Raw genomic sequence first — 21,990 nt, forward strand, 5'->3', positions numbered from 1 at the left:
GCGTTATTTCACCGCCCGCACCAACTCTGCATCGGGATAGCAAGTGGCAGGGCGGCCATTCTTGGCCTGCCATTCGCCGATCGAACGCCGCGTCTTGAACCCCGGAAGGCCGTCGGCGCTGCCGACGTCATAGCCCTTCTTTTCAAGCACCCGCTGCAAAGCAGCTATGTCCGACCTGTAGAGTCCGCCGACTTCACCCCAGTCAGCCGAAAAGCGATGGTCGCCGCGCGCGATGCGGTCGGCGCCCAGGCCGATGAACAGCGCATAGAGGTCGGAGGTGTTGTACTCCTTCAGCACATAGAAGTTCGGCGTAACCAGGAATGCCGGACCATGGCGCCCAGCCGGCATCATCAGGAAAGCTTTGGCGGTGCTCTCACCGGATGGGAACGGCTTGCCATCGACACGGCTGACGCCAAGCTTGCCCCAGGCTGAGATGGGCTTGCCGCGATCCGGCCCCTCCAGCGAGCACGAAACCGCCTCGGGAGCAGTGACCTCGTAACCCCAGCCGCGCCCTTTCACCCAGCCATAGTGGACCAGATAGTTGGCGATCGATCCCATGACGTCCGGCACCGAGTTCCAGATGTCGGTCTTGCCGTCGCCGTCGAAGTCGACCGCATGTTTCAGGAAGGACGTCGGCATGAACTGCGGCTGGCCGAGCGCTCCGGCCCAGGAGGACTTCATGGCGCCAACCGGGGCCAGGCCGCGCTGTACGATTTCCAGCGCCGCCAGCAGCTCTTCACGGAACATGTCCTTGCGCGTTGCCAGGAACGCCTTGGTGCCCAGCACCTCGAAAGCATCGTACGGCATCCTGGCCGCGCCGAAGCCGCTTTCCCGGCCCCAGATCGCCAACACGACGGAACCCGGCACGCCATAGCGTTTTTCGATCTGGCGCAGCGTCGCGGCGTATTTGGCCGCCCGGGCGCGTCCGCCATTCGAAACCGCCGCAACGATCTTTTCGACAAAGTAGGCACCGGGAGAGCCGAACTCCGCCTGGTGCTGTTTCTTCGGCGTCTTCGGTTTTTCGCCCGGCAACACAAGATCGGGCAGCTTGAGGTTGGGTCTCACACCCTCGAAAGCAGCGTTGAAAGTTGCTTGCGAGATCCCTTTCGCCTTGGCTTCGGGCCAGAGATCGTTCTGCAGCCAGACACGGAACTGATCGTCGACGGGTGCAGCGGAAACGGGGCCTTCAAAACCCGCTACAAGAGTGACGAGCAGAAGCAGGCGCTTCAACAAAGAGAACAGGAAGCGGCCAGAGAAGCGATCCATCCAGTCTTCCTCGAAACCTCGTTTCAAAATGTCGTGCGCGACTTTAACGCGGCGGCCAGCGTGCCCTCGTCGAGATAGTCGAGCTCTCCGCCGACCGGCACGCCATGCGCCAGTCTCGTTACCTTCACGTCGAAGCTGGAGAGCTGATCGGTGAGATAATGCGCCGTGGTTTGCCCCTCGACCGTGGCGTTGACCGCGAGAATGATTTCCTTGACCGCACCGGCAGCAACGCGATCGACAAGTGAGCGGATGTTCAACTGATCGGGACCGATGCCGTCGAGCGGCGACAGCGTGCCGCCGAGCACATGGTAGCGGACATTCATGGCGGCCGCCCGTTCCAATGCCCAAAGGTCCGAAACGTCTTCGACAACGATCAGCACGGCATCGTCGCGGCGAGGATCGGTGCAGATCATGCAAGGATCAGCGGTGTCGACGTTGCCGCAGGTCGAGCAGATGCGCACCTTCTCGACGGCCTCGCCCATGGCATTGGCCAGTGGCGCCAGGAGCTGATCCTTCTTCTTGATGAGATGCAGCGCCGCACGACGTGCAGAACGCGGCCCCAGCCCCGGCACCTTGGCCAGAAGCTGGATCAGGCGTTCGATTTCCGGACCGGCGATTCGCTTGGACATCGCACCGATTTAGGATTTTTTCGGCCGTTTTGGAACTGAGCAACCGCGCGCGGATTCGGACGCATGCGGTCTGGGCTTTGCGGCCTCGAATTAAGGCCGCAAGGCGAATCACTGCAACGGGCGGCTTTCCGACACGATAAGGGCGCCGATGGCATCCGTGTTTTCCGGCGTCGACTGGAACGACATTACCGGTTGAGGTTCGGACGTGGTGACCGAGGCCAGAACGGGCTGGGGCCTTTCGCTGGGGACCGCCGAAGCCGTGATCACCGGCAACGGGGCTGGTTCGGCCGACGCCACCATCACAGGCGCGGCTGCCTTGGCCGCCGCCGGCTTTGTGGAAGCAAAGGCCGCCGTTGGAACCGTGGCAGCCGAAGCGACGGCAACGGTCTCAGCGGGAGCAGCCGGCGTCGCCGCGGCAATCATGGTCGGATTCTCGTCCGGCAGCGGCTTCCAGTTGCGGCCGCGCTTCTCGTAGAAGGCATTGCCGCCGGCGACCAGCACGTAGTGCATGTTCTTGTATGGGAACTTCAGGCCTGCCGTGTGGAAGAACATCGAGTTCTTCGCCTTGGTCGAACGCTCGCCCTTGAGTACCGCCTCTGCGGCCTCCACGACATCTGGCAAGGCCTTGGAGTTCATGCGGCGGGTCATGACACCGGGCGCGAACTGGCCGCGTTGACCGACGACGCCGCAAATGCTGTCGCCATATTTGCCGGAGCGCAGGCGGTTCATGACCACGGTGCCGACGGCGACCATGCCATCACGGCTCGAACGATTGGATTCGAAGAACATCGCGCGCGCCAGGCATTCCTTGTCGCGGCTGGTGTAGCGGTAGCCACGGACCTTGGAGCTGGGAGCAGCCGAATCGGAAAGCTTGGCGACGGACAGGCCGTGACTGCCGGTTGTCTGGCTGCAGGCAGCCAGGAAGAGCGGGCCCAGGACAACCGTCCCCAGGGCGATCAGCTTTTTCCAACGTGTGGCGATCAACAAACGTCCCTCATTCTTGCAGCCGCCTTGTCCCCAGATTATGCGGCAAGAATGAGACACTTTCGGGCAAAAAGATGGCTAAAGCCTTACTTTGCCGAACAAGGTGAACAATTCGTGGATTTAAGGAAGTCGTTACCGAGTGGTTAATCCCACGCTATAACGCAATATTTCATTCTGTAACAAAAAAGGAGCAAGAGAAGCTTCCCAGATATTCTCAGGATCTTCTCTTGCTCTTGTTCGAACTACTTATTCCCTTAAATCAAAACGGCAGCTTCATGCCGGGCGGCAAAGGCAGGCCGGCAGTCAAAGCCTTGGTTTTTTCCTGCATGATCTGTTCGACCTTGACCTTGGCGTCGTTGTGAGCCGCCAGAATGAGGTCTTCGAGGATTTCAACCTCGTCTTCCTTGAACAGCGACGGATCGATCTTCAGTACCTTCATCTCGAACTTGCCGGTCAGCGTCACATTGACCAGCCCGCCACCCGCCTGGCCAGTGGCTTCGAGATTGGCGATCTCCTCCTGCATGGACTGGAACTTGGCCTGCATTTCCTTCGCCTTGCCCATCAGGCCGAGCAGATCTTTCATGGTCTGATCCTTCTCAAATATCGGTGTCGTCGTCTCCTGCCGGCTCTACCGGCAGGTCGGCATCTTCATTATCGGCAGCTGGAGAATCGGGAATGCGCACGTCGATAATCTTCGCGCCGGGAAAGCGGGCGAGAATGGCGGCCACTGTAGGATCGGCACGAGCGTCGGAAAACGCATTCTCGCGCCGCGTCGTCTCGACCTCGGCCAGCGTCTGGCCGCCTTCTTCCTTCGACAACGACACCAGCCAACTGCGGCCGGTCCAGGCGCGCAACTTCGACGTCATGTCGTTGAGCAGCATCTTCGGCGCATCGTCGGTCAGCGCCACATCGATACGGCCTGGTTCGAACCGCACGGGCCGCACATATCGCTTGATTTGCACCTTGAAGGCGATGTCGCGATTCTGATCGGCAAGGGCAATGATATCGGCCAGCGATTTGACCGGTACAGACTGCTGCTCCTGCACCGGCTCGGGCGCGGGCGTGAAGGCCGGGGCTGGAGCCTGCTCGACCAGACGCATGGTCTGCCCGCCGCCAGTCACAACCGGCATGCGCACCGAGGCAGTTGCCGTGGATCCGGTGTTTCCACCAACGGGGCCGGGGGCGCCATTCGCTCGCACTGCCGCACCGGGTGCTGGTTGCCCACTCTCCAGTGACTTCAGCGCTTCATCGAGGGTGGGCAGGTCTGCCGCGTGAGCGAGCCTGATCAGCACCATTTCAGCGGCGCTGACCGGCCGGTTGGAGCTCTGCACCTCCGGAATGCCCTTGAGTAGCATCTGCCAGCTGCGAGACAGCACCCGCACCGACAGGGTGCGCGAGAACTCGAGGCCGCGCGTGCGTTCGTCTTCGCTCAGCGCCGCATCGTCGGCCGCACCCGGTATGAAACGCAGGCGCGTGACGAGATGGGTGAATTCGGCAAGGTCGGTGAGAACGGCGGCGGGATCGGCACCGACGTCGTAGAGTGCCCTGAGGCCCTGCAGCGCCGAGGCGATGTCGCCTTTCATGAGATGTTCGAACAGGTCGACGATGCGGGCGCGGTCGGCAAGGCCGAGCATGGCGCGCACGGCTTCCGCCGTGACATTGCCGGCGCTGTGGGCGATGGCCTGATCGAAGATCGACTGGGCGTCACGCATCGATCCTTCGGCGGCGCGGGCGACCATGGCCAGGGCATCGTCGTCGGCCTCGATCTGTTCGAGGCCGGCAATGCGTTTCAGATCCGCCTTGATCATGGCGGCATCGATACGGCGCAGGTCGAAGCGCTGGCAGCGCGACAGTACGGTGATCGGAACCTTGCGGATTTCGGTGGTGGCGAAGATGAATTTCACATGCGGCGGCGGCTCTTCCAGCGTCTTCAGCAGGCCGTTGAAGGCCTGCGTGGAGAGCATGTGCACCTCGTCGATGATATAGACTTTGTAGCGGGCCGATACGGGCGCGTAGCGAACACGGTCGATGATGTCGCGAATGTCGTCGATACCCGTGTGGGAAGCGGCGTCCATCTCGATGACATCGACATGGCGGCCTTCCATGATCGCCTGACAGTGTTCACCAGGCACGGAAAGATCGACGGAAGGGCGATCGACCTCAGCAGTCTTGTAGTTGAGGGCCCGCGCCAGGATGCGCGCGGTGGTTGTCTTTCCGACGCCTCGCACACCGGTCAGCATCCATGCCTGAGCGACGCGCCCAGTGGAAAAGGCGTTGGTCAGCGTGCGGACCATCGGCTCCTGGCCGATCAATTCGGAGAAGTTGGACGGGCGGTATTTGCGTGCCAGGACGCGGTAGCCACCAGAGGCCTTTTCGGGTGCGGGATTGTTTCCGGCTTCGCTCATCCGCCCTGACTGCTCCCTGAAGCCTGTTTCCGCACATAGGTTTCGCCCGCTGAGCTGCGCGCCGTCATTGTTCGCGACAGAAGGACCGCGGGAGAAGAGCGAAGAGGCGGGAGGCTGGAACAATGACCCGTTCCGGGCTCGTTAGGGCTGCTTCCTTCCGGACCTGACCCGGTTGGCGAGTGGATCGTCCACCACCAACCTCCCACCCCCATATCGGCAATTTGGCACGAGAATGCAAGGGTCGAGAGTCTGCATCGGCCATTGAGACCGACCAAGGAGGGGCTTGCGACGAATCCAACGCCGTTTTAGCCTTCCCGCAAATCTCAGGGGGAATGCCGATGCTGCCTGGCCTGAAGGCCGGATTTTCGCTGGACGCCCGGTTGGAGGCAGACAGCGAACAATTGCTGTGGCTCGGCCTGTGCGAACTGCGCATCATGAATGATTGCCGCTGGCCCTGGTTGATCCTGGTGCCGCAGCGGCCCGGCATCGAAGAATTGCACGACCTTACCCCGCTCGACCAGGCCATGCTGACCTTCGAGGCTAATATGGTTGGGCAGGCGCTGAAGGAAGCCACCGGCTGCACCAAGATCAACACTGCCGCTCTCGGCAACATTGTCCGGCAGCTGCATGTCCATGTCATTGCCCGCAACGAAGGCGATCCCGCCTGGCCCGGGCCGGTTTGGGGGCACGGGCCACGCGAACCCTACAAACGCTCCGATCTCCACCGGTTTGCCGAACTGATAAAGGCGGCGCTATAAGTCGCTGGCAATTCCGCCGAGCCTTCCGAGTCCCCATGACCTTTCGCCTGTTCGACGCGCCATTGCGCGAGCCCAGCCAATTCGTCGGCTTCGCCGGCAACCGCATCGATCGCCAGTCCGAGAATCGGTCCGACGATTGTGTTGAAGTCGCGCTGAAAGACCCGCGCGCGCGAATCCTGCCGATGCGAGACGGGCGGCTCTATCTGAAACTCAAGGACGGCGGCGCCTTCGATCCCTGGTTTGATCTGGCTGAAAGCGCGGGCGTCGAAACAACACTTTCCGAGGCAATCCTGCTGGGGTACGCCGACGGCCAACCGATCCTGGCGGCGCCGGCGGCCATGGCTTCGGAAGCACTGCCGGAAACCATCAAGGCCATCGATCACCGCTCGGTCTACATCCAGGGCCTGATCGACGAAGCGGCACTCGGCGCACTGGCACAGGGCGCCGCGCTGCTTTCCTGGAACGCCAGCCACCGCTTCTGCTCAAAATGCGGAAATCCGTCGGAAATGCGCGCCGGCGGTTACCGGCGGCATTGCCCGGCCTGCGGCACCGATCATTTTCCGCGCACCGATCCGGTCGCAATCATGCTGACGGTCTCGCGCGAACGATGCCTGCTGGGACGCGGCCCCCACTTCGCGCCCGGCATGTATTCCTCGCTCGCAGGTTTCATCGAGCCCGGCGAAACGATCGAAGCCGCCGTGCGCCGTGAGACCCTGGAGGAGGCCGGAATCCGGCTTGGCCGCGTCGTCTATCATGCAAGCCAACCCTGGCCATTTCCCTATTCGCTGATGATAGGCTGTTTCGGCGAGGCTCTGAACGAGGACATCCAGGCCGATCTCACCGAGCTTGAGGACTGCCGCTGGTTTTCACGCGAGGAGACGCGCCAGATGCTGGAGCGGCGTCATCCGGAAGGGCTGATGACCCCGCCGCCGGGAGCTATCGCGCATCACCTGATCAAGGCATGGGTGGACAGCGAAGGCTGAGCGCATTGGCCTGGAAATCGCGGCTGGTCGCTCCGATATGACGGGCTCCACGCATCATGGGTGTGGCGGTCCATCAACCTTCCGTCAGGAGCATTCCTTGACCCGTCGCCAGACGCTCAATCCAGCCGGTCTCTTCGACAGCCAACAATATGGTTTCAGCCAGGCGCTCGTTGTCGAAGGCGGACGCAGGATGTTGCTGTCGGGGCAGGTTGGCGTCGATGAAAATGAAAAGACCGTCGAAGGCGGCCTCGGCCCGCAGGCCATCAAGGCGCTCGACAACATCGATTACCTGCTGAAACAGGCCGGCGGCGACCTTTCGCATGTGGTGATGCTGCGCATCTACATTGCCGAAGCGGCGCGCGATGACCAGGGGCCGATTGCGGAAGCCTTGCGCCGTTATTTCCCGACCGATCCACCGCCCTCGTCCTGGCTCATCGTCACTGGCCTGTCGCTGCCGGAATGGCTGATCGAGATCGAGGCGGAAGCGGTCCTTCCCTGATGACGGGTCTTAGTCCGCAACTTTCCACTGCTCGCGCGAATCGCTGGCCGGATAGACTCCAAGGATGCGCACTTCCTTAGAGAAGAAGCGCAATTCCTCGAGCGCGTTCTTGACGCTGGGATCCTCCGGATGGCCCTCGATGTCGGCGTAGAACAGCGTCGCGGTGAAGGCGCCGAGCTGATAACTCTCCAGCTTGGTCATGTTGACGCCGTTGGTGGCGAAACCGCCCATCGCTTTATAGAGCGCGGCCGGCACGTTGCGGACACGGAAGATGAAAGTGGTCATCATCTTGGTGTCGGGCAAGCTGCGTTCGACCCACTGCTTCGATTTCGTCAGCACGACGAAACGGGTGACGTTGGAATCGGTATCCTCGACATTTTCTTCCAGGATATCGAGGCCGTAGAGCGAGGCCGCGAGCCGTGGCGCCAAGGAGGCCATCGTGCGATCCTTCTCGGCAGCCACGAATTTCGCCGACCCCGCGGTATCGCCCGCCACCACCGGCTTCCAGCCATTCTTGCGGATATATTTCCGGCACTGGCCGAGTGCATGGATATGGCTGTGCACCGTCTTGATTTCGGAGCGCTGTACGCCGGGCAGCACCATCAGCTGGAAATGGATCGGCAGGAAATATTCGCCGATGATGTGCAGCCTGGATTCCGGCAGAAGGTGATGGATGTCGGCCACGCGCCCTGCGATCGTGTTTTCGATCGGGATCATGGCAAGATCGGCCTTGCCAGTCTCCACGGCATTGAAGGCGTCCTCGAATGTCGGGCAGGGCAACGGCTCCATCGTCGGGAACATGTTGCGGCTGGCAGTGTCGGAATTGGCGCCCGGTTCGCCCTGGAACGAGATGCGGTTGGTGGGGGCAGGAGACATTCTTGGCTAAGCCTTCGTCAGTGAGATAGGATTTCGCGCGCCCGCTCGAGGTCCTCGGGCGTGTCGACGCCGAGCGGAACCGAGCGCACGATCTCGGCGTCGATGCGCATGCCGGCTTCCAGCGCACGCAATTGTTCGAGGCTTTCACGCCGCTCCAGCACCGATTGTTTCAGCGCAACGAACCGTTCGAGCGCGGTGCGGCGATAGGCATAGAGCCCGACGTGATGGTAAAGCGGGCCTTCGCCCCAGGGGGCGGTGGCGCGCGTGAAATAGAGCGCCCTCAACCGCGTTTCGGACAGCGGTGAGCCGACGATCTTGACCACGTTCGGATTGGTCTTTTCTTCCTGGCGCACGATCTCGACGCCGAGTGTCGCGATGTCGACGGTGCTATTCTCGAACGGCTTCAGCGCCGCACGGATGATGGCCGGTTCGATGGTCGGGAGGTCGCCCTGGACGTTGACGATCGTCTCGATCTCGCCTTTTGGATCGAATGTCCCGAGCGCCTCGAAAATGCGGTCGGAGCCGGACTGGTGGTCGGCGCGGGTCATCACCGCATCGAAACCATGCGCGCGCACCGCTTCCGCCACCGCCTCGGTGTCGGTCGCCACCGCTACGCGGCCGAGGTCGGCCTCCGCGGCGCGGGCGGCCACATGCACGATCATCGGCTTGCCGGCGATATCGGCCAGCGGCTTGCCGGGCAACCGGGTGGAAGCCATGCGGGCGGGAATCAGGATCAATGTGGACATGGATGAAGCGGAACTGAACGGGCAGGGCGGAAAGTGGCAAAAGGTCTCACTGGAAGCGCCCTTATAAGTGTTGCAACCGAATAGCAAAAGACCTAGTTTCCGCCCGATTTGGCCCCCTCGACGGGGAGGGTCTCGATACCGACAGCCGGAAGGACGGAACGGTCTGCCGGAAAAGGGAGCTGGGGTTTATGGATTCCAACGAAGTCAACAAGGTACTGGCCGGCCTGCTCGGAACCGTGTTCGTGGTTTTTTCGGTCGGTATCGTATCCGACTCGCTGTTCGCCTCGCCCAAGCCCGAGAAGCCCGGCTTCACGATCGAAGCGGCTGAACCGGAGGCCGGTGCTGGTGGCGGCAAGGAAGCCAAGGCCGCAACGCCGGTTGCAGATCTTCTGGCTGCAGGCAAGGCAGAAGCCGGCGCCACCGTTTTCAAGAAGTGCCAGGCCTGCCATAGCGGCGAGAAGGGCGGTCCCAACAAGATCGGCCCCGATCTGTGGGATATCGTCAATCGTCCGGTCGCGCATCACGAGGGCTTTGCCTATTCGGGCGGCATGAAGGATTTCGCGAAGGGCGGCGAGACGAAGTGGACCTTCGAGAACCTTAACCACTTCCTGACTTCGCCGAAGGGCTTCGTGAAGGGCACGGCCATGGGTTTCGCCGGCCTGCCCAAGGATGAGGACCGCGGCAACCTGCTCGCTTACCTGCGTACGCTGTCCGACAGCCCGGCGCCGCTGCCGGAAGCCGGTGCTGCGCCCGAGGCCACTCCTGCCGCCGCGCCAGCAGACGCGAAGCCAGCAGACGCCAAACCGGCGGACGCCAAGCCTGCTGAAGGCGCGAACTGACGGTCTTATCGTTCTAACGACCACGAAAAAGCCGGGTTTGACCCGGCTTTTTTATTGCGCGGCCAAATAAGGCGGCTTCAGCCGGTTTTCGCAGGCCGCGAATAAGCTAAGATGCCGGCTCGAACAGGCCAGCAACAGGCAGAAGGATCAGGAATGCAGCGTTTCCGGCTCGGGATGCCCTTGAAGTTCCTGGCGGCAGGCGCCGCCCTTGCCATCGGTATCCAGGCGGCAATGGCCGATGAATGGCGTACCACCTCTTCGCTGCTCGGCGAATCGAAATACGGCGAGAACTTCCAGCGCTACGACTATGTCAATCCGGACGCGCCGAAGGGCGGCACGCTGAATTCGACTGTTGTGGGCTCCTACGACAGCTTCAATCCTTACATCGTACAAGGCTCGCCGGCTGCCGGTTTCGCTCCGTTCGGGGGCGGCCTGCTCTACGAAACGCTGATGGAACAGTCGATCGACGAAGGCGGCAATATCAGCCACCCGCTGGTTGCCGAAGCCTACAAATATCCAGCCGACTATTCGTCTGCCACCTATCGCCTCGACCCTCGGGCGAAATGGCACGACGGCAAGCCGATCACCGTCGATGACGTGATCTGGTCGTTCAACGTGCTGAAAACCAACAGCCCGATGTACAACCGCTATTTCGCGAACGTCACCGAGGCGGTGGCGGTTGGCGACCGGGAGGTGGAATTCCGCTTCGACCAGAAGGGCAATCGCGAACTGCCGAAGATCATGGGCGACATGGTCGTATTGCCCAAGCATTGGTGGGAAGGCACGGACGCCAAAGGCAATAAACGCGACATAACCAAGCCGACGCTGGAAATCCCGCTGGGCTCGGCTGCCTACAAGGTGAAAAGCTTCAAGCCGGGCTCTGAAATCATCTGGGAACGCGTGCCCGACTACTGGGGCGCCAAGCTGCCGGTGAAGATCGGCCGCGAGAACTTCGACACCAAACGCTACGTCTATTTCCTCGACGACAGCGCCGCATGGCTCGCCTTCACCAAGGGCGGCCTTGAAGACATCAATGTCGAAAACAGCGGCCGCAACTGGATGACGAAATACGACTTCCCGGCCTTGAAAGCCGGCGACGTCATCAAAAAGCAGTTTCCGGCGGCGGCACTTGCCAATTTCCAGGGCTTCATCATCAACACCCGCCGGCCGCTGTTCCAGGACCGGCTCGTGCGCCAGGCGCTGTCTTACCTCTACGATTTCGACACGATCAACCGTACCCAATCCTTCGGCCTGAATACGCGGATCACCAGCTATTTCATGGGCAAAGATCTTGCCTCGAGTGGCCTGCCGCAAGGCAAGGAGCTCGAAATCCTCAACCAATACAAGGACAAGCTGCCGCCGGAGCTCTTTACCGAGGAATTCAAGATTCCCGCCTTCGACAATCCCCAGGCGGAACGCAAAATCCTGAAATCGGCAGTCGATCTGTTCAAGCAGGCCGGGTGGGTGATCAAGGATGGCAAGATGGTCAACGCCAAGACCGGCCAGCCCTTTGCCTTCGAAATCCTCGATTTCCGGCAGGGTGCCGAGGCGACGCTCAATCCCTATGTCACCATGCTGCGCAAGATCGGTATCGTCGCCGCGCTGCGCTTCGTCGACAGCAGCCAGTACGTCAATCGCGTCAACAGTTTCGATTACGACATGACCACGCAAGTGTTGCCGCAGTCTGATTCGCCAGGCAACGAACAGCGCGATTTCTGGTCGTCCAAGGCGGCCGATTCGTCCGGTTCCCGCAACTATGCCGGCATCAAGGATCCTGTCGTCGACGCGCTGGTCGACCGCGTCATCTTCGCCACCGACCGGGACGATCTCATTGCCGCCACCCGCGCGCTCGACCGCGTGTTGTTGTGGAGTTTCTACGCGGTGCCGCAATTCACGCGGCCGGACGTGCGGCTGGCCTACTGGAACAAGTTCGGCATTCCGGACAAGCAGCCGTCCTATATCGGGCCGGACATCGATTCCTGGTGGATCGATATCGAGAAGGAGAAAGCCCTGGCCGCCAAGTACAAGGGCCTCAATTGATGGCAGGTCCGTCCCGCCGCGATGTGCTGGCTCTTGGAGCCGCAACGGCAGCGGTTGCTCTTTTGCCTGGCCAGGTCTTTGCCGGCAGTCCGACGGAAACACCGCTGCACGGACTGTCTGCCTTCGGTGACCTGAAATACCCTGCCGGTTTCAAAAACTTCGACTATGTGAACCCGGACGCGCCGAAGGGCGGAACCTTCAATTTCGCGCCTTTCAGCTGGGTGTTCAACCAGAACCCACAGACCTTCAACACGCTGAATTCGTTCATTCTCAAGGGCGACTCGCCGCCACGCATGGACATGTGCTTCGAAGCGCTGATGGCGTCGGCGCTGGATGAGCCCGATTCGATGTATGGGTTGGTCGCGGAAACGGTATCGATCGCGCCCGACCGCAACAGCTTCACCTTCAAGCTGAGGCCGGAGGCGCGATTTCATGACGGCTCGCCGCTGACCGCCGAGGATGCCGCCTTCACCTACAAGCTTTTAAAAAGCGAAGGCGCCCCGGATTTTTCCATTCCCCTGGCGCGCCTTGCCGATGCGATTGCCGATGACAAGCAGACGTTGAGGCTCGTTTTCGACGGCAAGCAGAGCGAACGGCTCATCCTGTCGGTGGTCGGATTCCCGATCCTGTCCAAGGCCGATATCGAAGCCAACGGCTTCAAGGGGGGCATGCGACCTTTGCTTGGTTCAGGTGCCTACAAAGTCGGGCGTGTGGCGCCTGGCCAGACCATTGAATATGAGCGTGTTGCCGACTATTGGGCGCGCGATCTCAACGTCAATCGCGGCCAGAACAATTTCGACCGCATCCGCATCGATTTCTACCTTGATCGCCGGGCCGCCTTCGAGGCCTTGAAGAAAGGCGACACCTTCTATCGGGAGGAATCCGTCTCGCGCAGTTGGGCGATCGACTACGATTTTCCGTCGATACGGGAAGGCAAGGTCATCAAACATGAATTCGCGGCCGAGAAGCGGCCGCTCATGCAGGCGATGGCACTCAATCATCGCCGTGCACCCTTGAGCGACATCAGGGTGCGGGAGGCTGTGGGGCTCTGCTTCGATTTCGAATGGGCGCGACGCAACTTCTTCTACGATCTCTACGACCGCTCGCAGTCCATGTTCGAACTTTCCGACTATCGCGCGGAAGGCAAGCCCAGCGCTGAAGAACTCGCATTGCTGGAGCCGTTGCGCGGCAAGATCCCCGAGGCGGCCTTTGGCGAAGCCGTCCTGCAGCCGGTTTCCGATGGCTCGGGCCGCGATCGCAAGATGCTCGGCAAGGCATCGAAGCTGCTTGCGGAGGCCGGCTGGAAACGCAGCGGATCCTTTGTCCAGAACGACAAGGGTGAAAAGCTAACGCTGGAGATGCTGAGCGATGAGGAGGTGCTTTCGCAGAGGTTTTCGCCTTTCATCGAAAACATGCGCGCCGTCGGCATCGACGCCACGTCCCGCATCGTCGACACCCCGCAATATCAGCGCCGGCTGTCGGACTATGATTTCGACCTCGTCATCGCGGCAACTTTGTTTTCGCCGTCGCCGACGCAGGACGAGATGGAGCAATTCTTCCATTCGCGCAGCGCGGCCATGCCGGGAACCCGCAACTATCCCGGCATTGCCGATCCAGGCGTCGATGCGCTGGTCGACGCCGTCGGCGCAGCCAAGGACCGGCAAAGCCTGATTACAGCCATGCGCGCGCTCGACCGGGTCTTGCGCGCGCGGCACGACTGGATTCCAAACTATCACAAAGCGAATCACTGGGTCGCGTTCTGGGACATGTTCGGCTTCAAGGAGCCGAAGCCGGATTATGCCTTCCCGATCGAGTCGCTGTGGTGGTTCGACAAGGACAAGGCGGCAAAGATTGGCAAAGGGTGACGTAGCTTTCCTCTCCCTGTTTACGGGGAGGGGATGCCGGCAGGCAGGTAAGGGGCAGCACAAGCTCGGCAACATCGAGTGCTGCCTCTCATCCGCCCGGAGTCTGTCCTCGGGCTTGCCTACGGCAAGATCCTGGGAGGCACCTTCTCCCCGTGAACGGGGAGAAGGGAGAAACTGATGGGCGCCTATATCCTTCGTCGGTTGCTTTTGATGATCCCGACGCTGTTCGGCATCATGGCGATTTCCTTCGTTGTGGTGCAGTTCGCTCCCGGGGGGCCGGTCGAGCAGGTCATCGCCAAGCTGACCAACCAGGGTGGCAGCGCCGCAGATCGCCTTGGAGGCGGTGGCGGCGGCGATCTCGGCGGCAGCAATTTCGACCCCGCCGGCAACGTCAGCTCCAAATACCGCGGCGCGCAGGGCCTCGACCCCGAATTCATCGCCAAGCTGGAGAAGCAGTTCGGTTTCGACAAGCCGCCACTCGAGCGCTTCGGACTGATGTTGTGGAACTATGCACGCTTCGACTTCGGCGACAGCTATTTCCGCGACATTTCGGTGGTGAACCTGATCCTGGAAAAGATGCCGGTTTCGATTTCGATCGGCCTGTGGATCACGCTGCTTTCCTACCTGATCTCGATCCCACTCGGCATCCGCAAGGCGGTCAAGGACGGCTCTTCCTTCGATACATGGACCAGCGCCGTCGTCATTGTCGGCTATGCCATCCCAGGCTTCCTCTTCGGTATCCTCTTGATGATCCTGTTCGCCGGCGGCTCGTTCTGGGACTGGTTTCCCCTACGCGGCCTGACCTCCGACAACTGGGATCAGCTGTCCTGGCCTCAGCGCATTCTCGATTATTTCTGGCACCTCACCCTGCCGCTGACGGCGATGGTTCTGGCGGCCTTCGCCACCTCGACGCTGCTGACGAAGAACTCCTTCCTGGAAGAGATCCGCAAGCAATATGTGGTGACCGCGCGCGCCAAGGGCCTGTCCGAACGACAGGTGCTTTACGGTCACGTCTTCCGCAACGCGATGTTGATCGTCATCGCCGGTTTCCCCGGCGCGTTCATCTCCGCCTTCTTCTCCGGCTCGCTGCTGATCGAGAATATCTTCTCTCTCGACGGTCTCGGTCTGCTCGGTTTCAAATCGATCGTCGACCGTGACTATCCCGTCGTCTTCGCCAATCTCTACATCATGTCCCTGATCGGCCTCTTCGTCAGCCTGATCTCCGACCTCACCTACACCTGGATCGATCCGCGCATCGACTTCGAGCGGAGAGACGTGTGATGGCGGATGTCGCAGCCAATCCAGTGGCCGATACGGCGCCGATCGGTCGACCGAAGGTCTCACCGCTCAACCAGCGCCGCTGGGCCAATTTCAAGGCCAATCGCCGCGGCTACTGGTCATTGTGGATCTTCCTCGTGCTGTTCGTGCTGTCGTTGTTTTCGGAACTGATCGCCAACGACAAGCCGATCATCGCCTCCTACAAGGGCGAAATCCTGTTCCCGGTTCTCGTCGCCTATCCGGAAGAGAAATTCGGCGGCTTCTACGCGGTAACCGACTATCGCGATCCGGTGATCCGCGACGAGATCAACGCCAATGGCTGGATGATCTGGCCGCCGGTCCGCTACTCATACCGCACCGTCAACAACGCGGTGCCGGAAGCGGCTCCATCCAAACCATCCTGGATGTACGATGCCGAGAAACGCTGCGGGCAGTATCCGCAGAAGGCGGCTGATCCTGATTGCATCGTCGGAAACTGGAACTGGCTGGGTACGGACGACCAGGCGCGCGACGTGCTGGCGCGCGTGATCTACGGCTTTCGCATCTCGGTGTTGTTTGGCCTGATATTGACATTGGGCTCGGCGCTGATCGGCGTTTCCGCCGGTGCCATCCAGGGCTATTTCGGCGGCTGGGTGGACTTGTTGTTCCAGCGTTTCATCGAAATCTGGTCGGCGATACCGGTGCTTTACCTGCTGCTCATCGTGGCCGCCGTGCTGCCGCCGGGCTTCTTCATCCTGCTCGGGCTGATGTTGCTGTTTTCCTGGGTCGCCTTTGTCGGCGTCGTGCGTGCGGAGTTCCTGCGCGCCCGCAACTTCGAATATGTCAACGCGGCGCGTGCGCTTGGTGTGCCGAACGCCACGATCATCTTCCGCCATCTGCTGCCCAACGCCATGGTGGCGACGCTGACCTTCCTGCCCTTCATCCTGAACGGTTCGATCTCGACGCTGACTTCGCTCGACTTCCTCGGCTTCGGCCTGCCGCCCGGTTCGGCATCGCTCGGCGAATTGCTGAAGCAGGGACAGCGCAACCTCAACGCACCCTGGCTCGGCCTGTCCGGCTTCGTCGTGATCTCGCTGATGTTGTCGCTGCTGATCTTCATCGGTGAAGCCACCCGCGACGCCTTCGACCCGAGGAAGACGTTCAAGTGAGCGAGACCCCCCTTCTCTCCGTCCGCGATCTTTCCGTCGCCTTCCTGCAAGGCGGCAAGATCTCGACCGCCGTCGACCACATCTCCTTCGACATCGCCAAGGGCGAAACGGTGGCGCTGGTCGGCGAATCCGGCTCCGGCAAGTCGGTCTCGGCGCTTTCGGTGCTGAAGCTTCTGCCGTATCCGCCGGCAAGCCACCCGTCGGGCCAGGTCCTGTTCGGCGGCCAGGATCTGCTCAAGCTGGACGAGCGACAACTGCGCGGCGTGCGCGGCAACAAGATCACCATGATCTTCCAGGAGCCGATGACATCGCTGAACCCGCTGCACACCATCGAGCGGCAGATCGGCGAAATCCTGAAGCTGCACAGGGGCTTGGGCGAAGCGCAGGCACGCAAGCGCACCGTGGAACTGCTCAACGAAGTCGGTATCCGGGAACCGGAAAAGCGGCTCGATGCCTACCCACATCAGCTTTCCGGCGGCCAACGCCAGCGCGTCATGATCGCCATGGCGCTGGCCAACGAGCCTGAGCTTCTGATCGCCGATGAGCCAACCACGGCACTCGACGTAACGGTGCAGGCGCAGATCCTGGAGCTGCTGGCCAAGCTCAAGGAGAAGAACGGCATGTCGATGCTGTTCATCACGCATGACCTCGGCATCGTGCGCAAGATCGCCGACCGGGTCTGCGTGATGACCAAGGGCAAGATCGTCGAAACCGGCCCGACCAAGGAAATCTTTGCCAATCCGCAACATGCCTATACGCGCCATCTGCTCGCCGCCGAGCCGAAGGGCCGGCCACCGGCGGCCGACGAGAATGCCAAGGCGGTGATGCGCGGCGACGACATCAAGGTCTGGTTCCCGATCAAGCAGGGCTTCTTCCGCCGTGTCGTCGATCACGTGAAAGCCGTGGACGGCATCGACGTGACCGTGCGCGCCGGTCAGACGCTCGGCGTCGTCGGCGAATCCGGCTCCGGCAAGACCACTCTGGGTTTGGCGCTTTCGCGTATGATCTCGTCGACAGGCGCGATCCAGTTCGACGGCCGCGACATCAACAAGCTTTCCTTCAGCGCCATGCGGCCGCTGCGCAGCGAATTGCAGATCGTCTTCCAGGATCCGTTCGGCTCGCTCAGCCCACGCATGTCGATCACCGAGATCATCGAGGAAGGGCTGAAGATCCACGAGCCGAAACTCAGCGCTGACGACCGCGACCAGCGCGTCGTCGATGTCCTGAACGAGGTCGGGCTCGATCCTTCGACGCGTTTCCGCTACCCGCACGAATTCTCCGGCGGCCAGCGTCAGCGCGTGGCGATTGCACGCGCCATGGTGCTGAAGCCGCGTTTCGTCATGCTGGACGAGCCGACCTCGGCGCTCGACATGAGCGTGCAGGCACAAGTGGTGGATCTGCTGCGCAACCTGCAGGCCAAGCACAATCTGGCCTATCTTTTCATAAGCCACGACCTCAAGGTGATCCGCGCGCTCGCCAACGATGTCATCGTCATGCGCAACGGCAAGGTGGTCGAGGCTGGACCATCCGAACAAATTTTCGAGCGGCCGCAGACGGAGTATACTCGAGCCTTGATCTCGGCTGCATTCCGCATCGAGACCGCGCCGCTCGGCGCGGTCAACGAATAGCGCAATTCCAGGAAAAGTGTGTAACGGTTTTCCGTCCGGAATTGCGTAAAATAAAGAGCTAGAGCGTTCCGCGTTTCCATGAAAAACGGAAACGCTCTAGCGGCAGAGTAGCTTCTGGGGAGAAGAAAGAAGAATGCCAGTTCTGGAAAAAGGCCGCGTCCTGCTGTCGGTCACCGGATTCCATCCGCAGCGCTGGCACGAACTGCTTTCGGCCGAACGCGAAGTGGTTACCGAACCCGCTGGTGCGGCTGACCCCTCGATCGCCTATGCGGTGGTCTGGAAGCACAAGCCCAACCTGCTTTCCAAACTGCCGAACCTGCGCGCCATCTTTTCGATCGGCGCCGGGGTCGACCATATCTTCAACGATCCGGGCCTGCCCGACGTGCCGATCGTCAAGGTGGTGGCCGACAACCTCACCCAATACATGACCGAATATGTGGTGTGGCGCGTGCTCGATCATCACCGCCAAGGCGCGCTCTATCGCCACCAGCAGCAGAAGAAGATCTGGCACGAGCCGCAGCAGCGGCCCGCCAGCGATATTTCCGTCGGCATCATGGGATTGGGCACGCTTGGCAGGGCCGCGGCTTCGGTGCTTCTGTCCCTGGGCTTCTGCGTCAACGGCTGGTCGCGCACCGCGCGACCGATGGAGGGGGTCACCACCTATGCCGGCGACAACGGTCTGATCCCCTTCCTCAACGCCACTGACATTCTGGTGGTGCTGTTGCCGCTGACGCCCACCACGCAAGGCATCATCAACTACGGGCTCATCAAGGAGCTGCGGCGCAGGAACGGGTTGGGCGGCGCCGTGCTCATCAATGCCGGTCGTGGCCGACTGCAAAAGGACGACGACATTGCGCGCGCGCTGGACGAGGGCGTTCTGAAAGAGGCGAGCCTGGACGTGTTCGAGGTCGAGCCCCTGCCCAAGACCAGTCCGCTATGGAGCCATCCGAAAGTGTATGTGACGCCGCACGCCGCCGCGACATCCGACCCCAACCACCTCGTTCCGATCATGCTGGCGCAAATGTCAGCCCTTGAGCGAGGCGAACCGCTGCAGAATACGGTCGATCGCGCCGCGGGTTATTGAGCGGACGCAAAACCGCTACCCACTTTTGCTGGAATTGCTATCGCGCTCGCAACCCTGCGATCAGCTTTCCGCTGGCTTGGGAATGCATTGGCGCCTGATCAGCGAACGGTTCATGGCGTCGACCTGGCCCGCGGCCTGATCGGCCGACTGCTTTTTCGTCGAGCGGATGTCCGGCAGAACCGGACCGAGCCCAAGTGGCGTTTCGGCAAACACCGGCTTGGCATCGGTGGCGACGCCGCCGGCGCTCGCGACTGCGTTGCGCTGGGAAATCAGCCTCTTGCACTCGACCTTGTCGTACTGGAGCGATGTCTGCACAGCCGCATCCTGACGCGATACCAGCGAGGCATCGCCGGCGCAGCCAGCCAGCAACAGCAGGAACAGACAAGCGGACGATCTCGGCGCCATCGGCGAATCTCCATCGGTCGGGCAGGGCAATTTCGCACGGCTGCTGCCGCAGCCGCAACCGTGGTTGCGCGTTGGCCCGAAAATCGGAATCGATTTCGACAAGCCCGATGCGGTAGCCGAGGATTCTGGATACCGGACCTGCCGCACAGGAGGTCCGATGCCGGCAACCCTATCCGCGCAATTCGCGTCTCAGGATCTTGCCGACATTGGTCTTCGGCAGTTCCGTTCGGAATTCGATGTATCTCGGCCGCTTGTAGCCTGTGAGGTTCTGCTTGCAATATTCCAGCAGCGCCTCGGCGGTGAGGTTCGGATCCTTCTTGACGACGAAGAGCTTCGGTATCTCGCCGGATCGCTCGTCCGGAATGCCAATCGCCGCCACCTCCAGCACGCCTGGATGCTGGGCAACGACTTCCTCCAGTTCGTTGGGATAGACGTTGAAGCCGGAAACCAGGATCATGTCCTTCTTGCGGTCGACGATCTTGGTGTAGCCCTTGTCGTCCATGAAGCCCATGTCGCCGGATTTGAAGTAGCCATCATCCGTCATCACCTTGGCGGTCTCGTCGGGCCGGTTCCAGTAACCGGCCATGACCTGCGGACCCTTGATGCAGATTTCACCCACCTCGCCCAGCGGCACGGCATTGCCGTCCTCGTCGCGGATGGAGATCTCGGTCGACGGGATCGGCAGGCCGATGGTGCCGGTGAATTCATCGGCGTCGAAACGGTTCGCCGTCGCCACCGGTGACGTCTCCGACAACCCGTAGCCTTCCGAAATATTGACACCCGTGAGCTGCTTCCAGCGCTCGGCAACCGGCCGCTGCGCGGCCATGCCGCCGGCAAAGACCAGAAGCAGCGGTTTGAAGTCGAGCTTGCGGAAGTCCTCGTTGTTGAGCAGCGCGTTGAACAGCGTGTTGAGCCCAGGGAAGACGTTGACCGGATATTTCTGCAGCTCCTTCACGAAGCCGGGAATATCGCGCGGGTTCGGGATCAGGATGTTCTGCGCGCCCTGCTGCATGCCCATCAGCGCATTCACCGTCAGCGCATAGATATGATAGAGCGGCAGCGCGCACACGAAGATCAGGCGATCCGGCCGAGCCCGCTTGATGAAGGCGGTCTCCTGCCACAGACGGTTCTGTTCGACATTGGCGAGCACGTTGCTGTGCAGCAGGGTAGCGCCCTTCGAGATGCCAGTGGTACCCCCGGTATATTGCAGGAAGGCGATGTCGTTGCGCGACACCGCCACCGGCTTGAAGGCCTTGCCCGCACCTTCCCTGAGGGCGGTAGGAAATTTCACATGGCCGGGCAGCGACCATTCCGGCACCAGCTTCTTCACCTTGCGGACGACCAGGTTGACGATCATGCCCTTCAGGCCGCCCAACATGTCGCCCATGGAAGCGACGACGACATGCTTGACCTGCGTGCGGGCAATGATTGCCTGCAGCGTGGTGGCGAAATTCTCCAGGATGATGATCGCTTCGGCGCCGGAATCCTTGAGCTGATGCTCGAGTTCGCGCGGCGTATAAAGGGGATTGACGTTCACCACGGTGTAGCCGGCCCTGAGGACCGCCATCATAACGACCGGATATTGCAGCACATTCGGCATCATGATGGCGACCCGCGCCCCCTTCGCCAGCCCCTTCGACTGCAGATAGGCCGCGAACGCCGTCGAATGCCGCTCCAGCTCCGCATAGGTCATGGTCTTGCCCATGCAGGTGTAGGCTGGATGCGACGCGAACTGCTTGCAGGCCGTGACCAGGAGATCGCCGATCGACTCCGCTGGCAGGCCAGAGATCTTGGCCGGAACGACACTTGCGTAGCTGGCCAGCCACGGCTTCGTCGGCTGGCCGGCGGCGAGCGACGCGATTGCCCGGGGCAGGCTCTTGCCCGCGGGCTTGGCGTCTGAAGCCGGCGCTGTCGCCGCCTTGCTCGCCTTGGCTGAAGACTTGGTGGCAGCGGTTGTCTTGACGGCAGCCGATTTCGCCGCCGCTGCGGGTTTGACAGCCGCCTTCACCACTTCGGACTTCGGTTTCGCTGCTTTGGCTTCCGCAGGTCTGGCAGCTGCCGTCTTTGGAGTTTTGGCCGGCTTGGCCTCGCTGGTCTTGGCTGGCGCCTTGGCAGCGGCGCCTACTATGGCCGCAGCTGATTTCGCCGTCCCTGCGTTTGGTTTGGTTGTCTTTGCAGCCGGAGCGGCCGCGGTTTTCGCCGCAGCAGTTGCAGTCGGCTTTGCCGTCCTGGATTTGTCGGTCGCCTTGGGCGTCACTGCCTTCTTCGAAGAAGCGGCTGGCTTTACAGTGGCCGTCGGCGTTGCCTTGGCAGCAGCTGCCGGTTTAACCCCTTTGCCGCTTGTCGGTGTCTTTGCGCCGGCTTTGACTGGCTTTGTCGCCGCAGGTTTTGCCGTGGCCGCCTTCACAGTCTTTGCCGTGGCCGGCGTCTTCGTTTCGGCAGGCGCCTTTGCCTTGCCTGCAGCCTTCACCGAGCCTGTTGTCTTCGTTGCCTTCGCCACCTGTTCCTCCCTCGACGATTACGGGCCGGCTCGACCCCTCTTGGGCGGGGGCTGACG

Annotated in this window: 20 protein-coding genes and 1 other RNA gene; 11 read left to right on the forward strand and 10 right to left on the reverse strand. The window is 61.5% G+C overall.

From position 1 onward, the window contains the following. Nucleotides 1-3: 3 nt before the first annotated feature. The 6 genes from ACFWXH_RS16600 to ffs all read right to left on the reverse strand — a co-directional run bounded on the left by ACFWXH_RS16600 (nucleotide 4) and on the right by ffs (nucleotide 5,487). On the reverse strand, nucleotides 4-1,266 hold the full coding sequence (locus tag ACFWXH_RS16600; protein ID WP_379122023.1) for a lytic murein transglycosylase: 1,263 nt from the start codon (nucleotides 1,264-1,266) through the stop codon (nucleotides 4-6). Between the two features lie 23 nt (nucleotides 1,267-1,289). Continuing rightward, nucleotides 1,290-1,895, reverse strand: coding sequence for a recombination mediator RecR (gene recR, locus ACFWXH_RS16605; protein ID WP_054311854.1), 606 nt, complete (start codon nucleotides 1,893-1,895; stop codon nucleotides 1,290-1,292). Between the two features lie 108 nt (nucleotides 1,896-2,003). Next, nucleotides 2,004-2,879, reverse strand: a complete 876-nt coding sequence (locus ACFWXH_RS16610; RefSeq protein WP_379122025.1) for a cell wall hydrolase — start codon at nucleotides 2,877-2,879, stop codon at nucleotides 2,004-2,006. A gap of 259 nt (nucleotides 2,880-3,138) precedes the next feature. After that, nucleotides 3,139-3,462, reverse strand: a complete 324-nt coding sequence (locus ACFWXH_RS16615) for a YbaB/EbfC family nucleoid-associated protein (RefSeq protein ID WP_054311855.1) — start codon at nucleotides 3,460-3,462, stop codon at nucleotides 3,139-3,141. A gap of 13 nt (nucleotides 3,463-3,475) precedes the next feature. Next, nucleotides 3,476-5,284 (reverse strand): DNA polymerase III subunit gamma/tau, encoded by a 1,809-nt coding sequence (locus tag ACFWXH_RS16620; protein ID WP_379122027.1) that lies wholly within the window; start codon nucleotides 5,282-5,284, stop codon nucleotides 3,476-3,478. A gap of 106 nt (nucleotides 5,285-5,390) precedes the next feature. Further along, an RNA gene (gene ffs / locus ACFWXH_RS16625) (signal recognition particle sRNA small type) lies at nucleotides 5,391-5,487 on the reverse strand. A 135-nt stretch (nucleotides 5,488-5,622) separates the two neighbouring features. Here ffs and ACFWXH_RS16630 point away from each other — a divergent pair. From ACFWXH_RS16630 to ACFWXH_RS16640, 3 genes are all read left to right on the forward strand, one after another. Beyond that, nucleotides 5,623-6,042 carry an HIT domain-containing protein gene (locus tag ACFWXH_RS16630; RefSeq protein ID WP_379122029.1) on the forward strand — a complete coding sequence of 140 codons (420 nt, stop codon included), beginning with the start codon at nucleotides 5,623-5,625 and terminating at the stop codon, nucleotides 6,040-6,042. A gap of 35 nt (nucleotides 6,043-6,077) precedes the next feature. Beyond that, nucleotides 6,078-7,025 carry an NAD(+) diphosphatase gene (nudC, locus tag ACFWXH_RS16635; RefSeq protein WP_379122031.1) on the forward strand — a complete coding sequence of 316 codons (948 nt, stop codon included), beginning with the start codon at nucleotides 6,078-6,080 and terminating at the stop codon, nucleotides 7,023-7,025. Nucleotides 7,026-7,122: 97 nt separating this feature from the next. Further along, nucleotides 7,123-7,524 carry a RidA family protein gene (locus tag ACFWXH_RS16640; RefSeq protein WP_379122033.1) on the forward strand — a complete coding sequence of 134 codons (402 nt, stop codon included), beginning with the start codon at nucleotides 7,123-7,125 and terminating at the stop codon, nucleotides 7,522-7,524. Nucleotides 7,525-7,533: 9 nt separating this feature from the next. Here ACFWXH_RS16640 and ACFWXH_RS16645 read toward each other — a convergent pair whose 3' ends face one another. Both ACFWXH_RS16645 and ACFWXH_RS16650 read right to left on the reverse strand, forming a co-directional pair. Then, a complete protein-coding gene (locus ACFWXH_RS16645; protein WP_054311859.1) occupies nucleotides 7,534-8,400 on the reverse strand; it encodes a prephenate dehydratase in 867 nt (288 codons plus the stop codon). Between the two features lie 17 nt (nucleotides 8,401-8,417). Further along, on the reverse strand, nucleotides 8,418-9,146 hold the full coding sequence (locus ACFWXH_RS16650; RefSeq protein WP_379122036.1) for a 3-deoxy-manno-octulosonate cytidylyltransferase: 729 nt from the start codon (nucleotides 9,144-9,146) through the stop codon (nucleotides 8,418-8,420). A gap of 188 nt (nucleotides 9,147-9,334) precedes the next feature. Here ACFWXH_RS16650 and ACFWXH_RS16655 point away from each other — a divergent pair, with 188 nt between their 5' ends. The 7 genes from ACFWXH_RS16655 (at nucleotide 9,335) to ACFWXH_RS16685 (ending at nucleotide 19,028) form a co-directional block, all read left to right on the forward strand. Beyond that, complete coding sequence (locus ACFWXH_RS16655; RefSeq protein ID WP_379122038.1) at nucleotides 9,335-9,985, forward strand: c-type cytochrome; 651 nt, start codon at nucleotides 9,335-9,337, stop codon at nucleotides 9,983-9,985. 153 nt (nucleotides 9,986-10,138) lie between these two features. After that, nucleotides 10,139-12,025 (forward strand): extracellular solute-binding protein, encoded by a 1,887-nt coding sequence (locus tag ACFWXH_RS16660; protein ID WP_379122040.1) that lies wholly within the window; start codon nucleotides 10,139-10,141, stop codon nucleotides 12,023-12,025. Beyond that, nucleotides 12,025-13,890, forward strand: a complete 1,866-nt coding sequence (locus tag ACFWXH_RS16665; RefSeq protein ID WP_379122042.1) for an extracellular solute-binding protein — start codon at nucleotides 12,025-12,027, stop codon at nucleotides 13,888-13,890. Before ACFWXH_RS16660 ends, ACFWXH_RS16665 begins: the two co-directional genes overlap by 1 nt. 177 nt (nucleotides 13,891-14,067) lie before the next feature. Further along, on the forward strand, nucleotides 14,068-15,171 hold the full coding sequence (locus ACFWXH_RS16670) for a microcin C ABC transporter permease YejB (RefSeq protein ID WP_379122044.1): 1,104 nt from the start codon (nucleotides 14,068-14,070) through the stop codon (nucleotides 15,169-15,171). After that, on the forward strand, nucleotides 15,171-16,316 hold the full coding sequence (locus ACFWXH_RS16675) for an ABC transporter permease (protein ID WP_054311865.1): 1,146 nt from the start codon (nucleotides 15,171-15,173) through the stop codon (nucleotides 16,314-16,316). The genes ACFWXH_RS16670 and ACFWXH_RS16675 overlap by 1 nt, the downstream gene beginning before the upstream one ends. Next, complete coding sequence (locus ACFWXH_RS16680; protein ID WP_379122046.1) at nucleotides 16,313-17,944, forward strand: ABC transporter ATP-binding protein; 1,632 nt, start codon at nucleotides 16,313-16,315, stop codon at nucleotides 17,942-17,944. Before ACFWXH_RS16675 ends, ACFWXH_RS16680 begins: the two co-directional genes overlap by 4 nt. A gap of 142 nt (nucleotides 17,945-18,086) precedes the next feature. After that, nucleotides 18,087-19,028 carry a glyoxylate/hydroxypyruvate reductase A gene (locus tag ACFWXH_RS16685; RefSeq protein WP_054311967.1) on the forward strand — a complete coding sequence of 314 codons (942 nt, stop codon included), beginning with the start codon at nucleotides 18,087-18,089 and terminating at the stop codon, nucleotides 19,026-19,028. Between the two features lie 60 nt (nucleotides 19,029-19,088). Here ACFWXH_RS16685 and ACFWXH_RS16690 read toward each other — a convergent pair whose 3' ends face one another. Next, nucleotides 19,089-19,433: a hypothetical protein gene (locus ACFWXH_RS16690; protein WP_054311867.1), complete on the reverse strand. Its 345-nt coding sequence runs from the start codon at nucleotides 19,431-19,433 to the stop codon at nucleotides 19,089-19,091. Nucleotides 19,434-19,602: 169 nt separating this feature from the next. After that, nucleotides 19,603-21,306 carry a long-chain fatty acid--CoA ligase gene (locus ACFWXH_RS16695; protein WP_379122241.1) on the reverse strand — a complete coding sequence of 568 codons (1,704 nt, stop codon included), beginning with the start codon at nucleotides 21,304-21,306 and terminating at the stop codon, nucleotides 19,603-19,605. A 253-nt stretch (nucleotides 21,307-21,559) separates the two neighbouring features. Here ACFWXH_RS16695 and ACFWXH_RS16700 point away from each other — a divergent pair, with 253 nt between their 5' ends. Further along, nucleotides 21,560-21,988, forward strand: coding sequence for a hypothetical protein (locus tag ACFWXH_RS16700; RefSeq protein ID WP_379122049.1), 429 nt, complete (start codon nucleotides 21,560-21,562; stop codon nucleotides 21,986-21,988). The last annotated feature ends 2 nt before the right edge of the window (nucleotides 21,989-21,990 follow it).

This window comes from Mesorhizobium sp. NPDC059054, assembly GCF_042739215.1.
In the GTDB taxonomy this organism is placed as follows: Bacteria; Pseudomonadota; Alphaproteobacteria; order Rhizobiales; family Rhizobiaceae; genus Mesorhizobium.

Excerpts from the sequence above, each read along its gene's own strand:
- ACFWXH_RS16600 (WP_379122023.1), bottom strand. The coding sequence starts at position 1,266 with ATGGATCGCTTCTCTGGCCGCTTCCTGTTCTCTTTGTTGAAGCGCCTG.
- recR (WP_054311854.1), bottom strand. The coding sequence starts at position 1,895 with ATGTCCAAGCGAATCGCCGGTCCGGAAATCGAACGCCTGATCCAGCTT.
- ACFWXH_RS16615 (WP_054311855.1), bottom strand. The coding sequence starts at position 3,462 with ATGAAAGATCTGCTCGGCCTGATGGGCAAGGCGAAGGAAATGCAGGCC.
- ACFWXH_RS16620 (WP_379122027.1), bottom strand. The coding sequence starts at position 5,284 with ATGAGCGAAGCCGGAAACAATCCCGCACCCGAAAAGGCCTCTGGTGGC.
- ACFWXH_RS16630 (WP_379122029.1), top strand. The coding sequence starts at position 5,623 with ATGCTGCCTGGCCTGAAGGCCGGATTTTCGCTGGACGCCCGGTTGGAG.
- nudC (WP_379122031.1), top strand. The coding sequence starts at position 6,078 with ATGACCTTTCGCCTGTTCGACGCGCCATTGCGCGAGCCCAGCCAATTC.
- ACFWXH_RS16645 (WP_054311859.1), bottom strand. The coding sequence starts at position 8,400 with ATGTCTCCTGCCCCCACCAACCGCATCTCGTTCCAGGGCGAACCGGGC.
- ACFWXH_RS16650 (WP_379122036.1), bottom strand. The coding sequence starts at position 9,146 with ATGTCCACATTGATCCTGATTCCCGCCCGCATGGCTTCCACCCGGTTG.
- ACFWXH_RS16655 (WP_379122038.1), top strand. The coding sequence starts at position 9,335 with ATGGATTCCAACGAAGTCAACAAGGTACTGGCCGGCCTGCTCGGAACC.
- ACFWXH_RS16660 (WP_379122040.1), top strand. The coding sequence starts at position 10,139 with ATGCAGCGTTTCCGGCTCGGGATGCCCTTGAAGTTCCTGGCGGCAGGC.
- ACFWXH_RS16665 (WP_379122042.1), top strand. The coding sequence starts at position 12,025 with ATGGCAGGTCCGTCCCGCCGCGATGTGCTGGCTCTTGGAGCCGCAACG.
- ACFWXH_RS16670 (WP_379122044.1), top strand. The coding sequence starts at position 14,068 with ATGGGCGCCTATATCCTTCGTCGGTTGCTTTTGATGATCCCGACGCTG.
- ACFWXH_RS16675 (WP_054311865.1), top strand. The coding sequence starts at position 15,171 with ATGGCGGATGTCGCAGCCAATCCAGTGGCCGATACGGCGCCGATCGGT.
- ACFWXH_RS16690 (WP_054311867.1), bottom strand. The coding sequence starts at position 19,433 with ATGGCGCCGAGATCGTCCGCTTGTCTGTTCCTGCTGTTGCTGGCTGGC.
- ACFWXH_RS16700 (WP_379122049.1), top strand. The coding sequence starts at position 21,560 with ATGGCCGCAGCTGATTTCGCCGTCCCTGCGTTTGGTTTGGTTGTCTTT.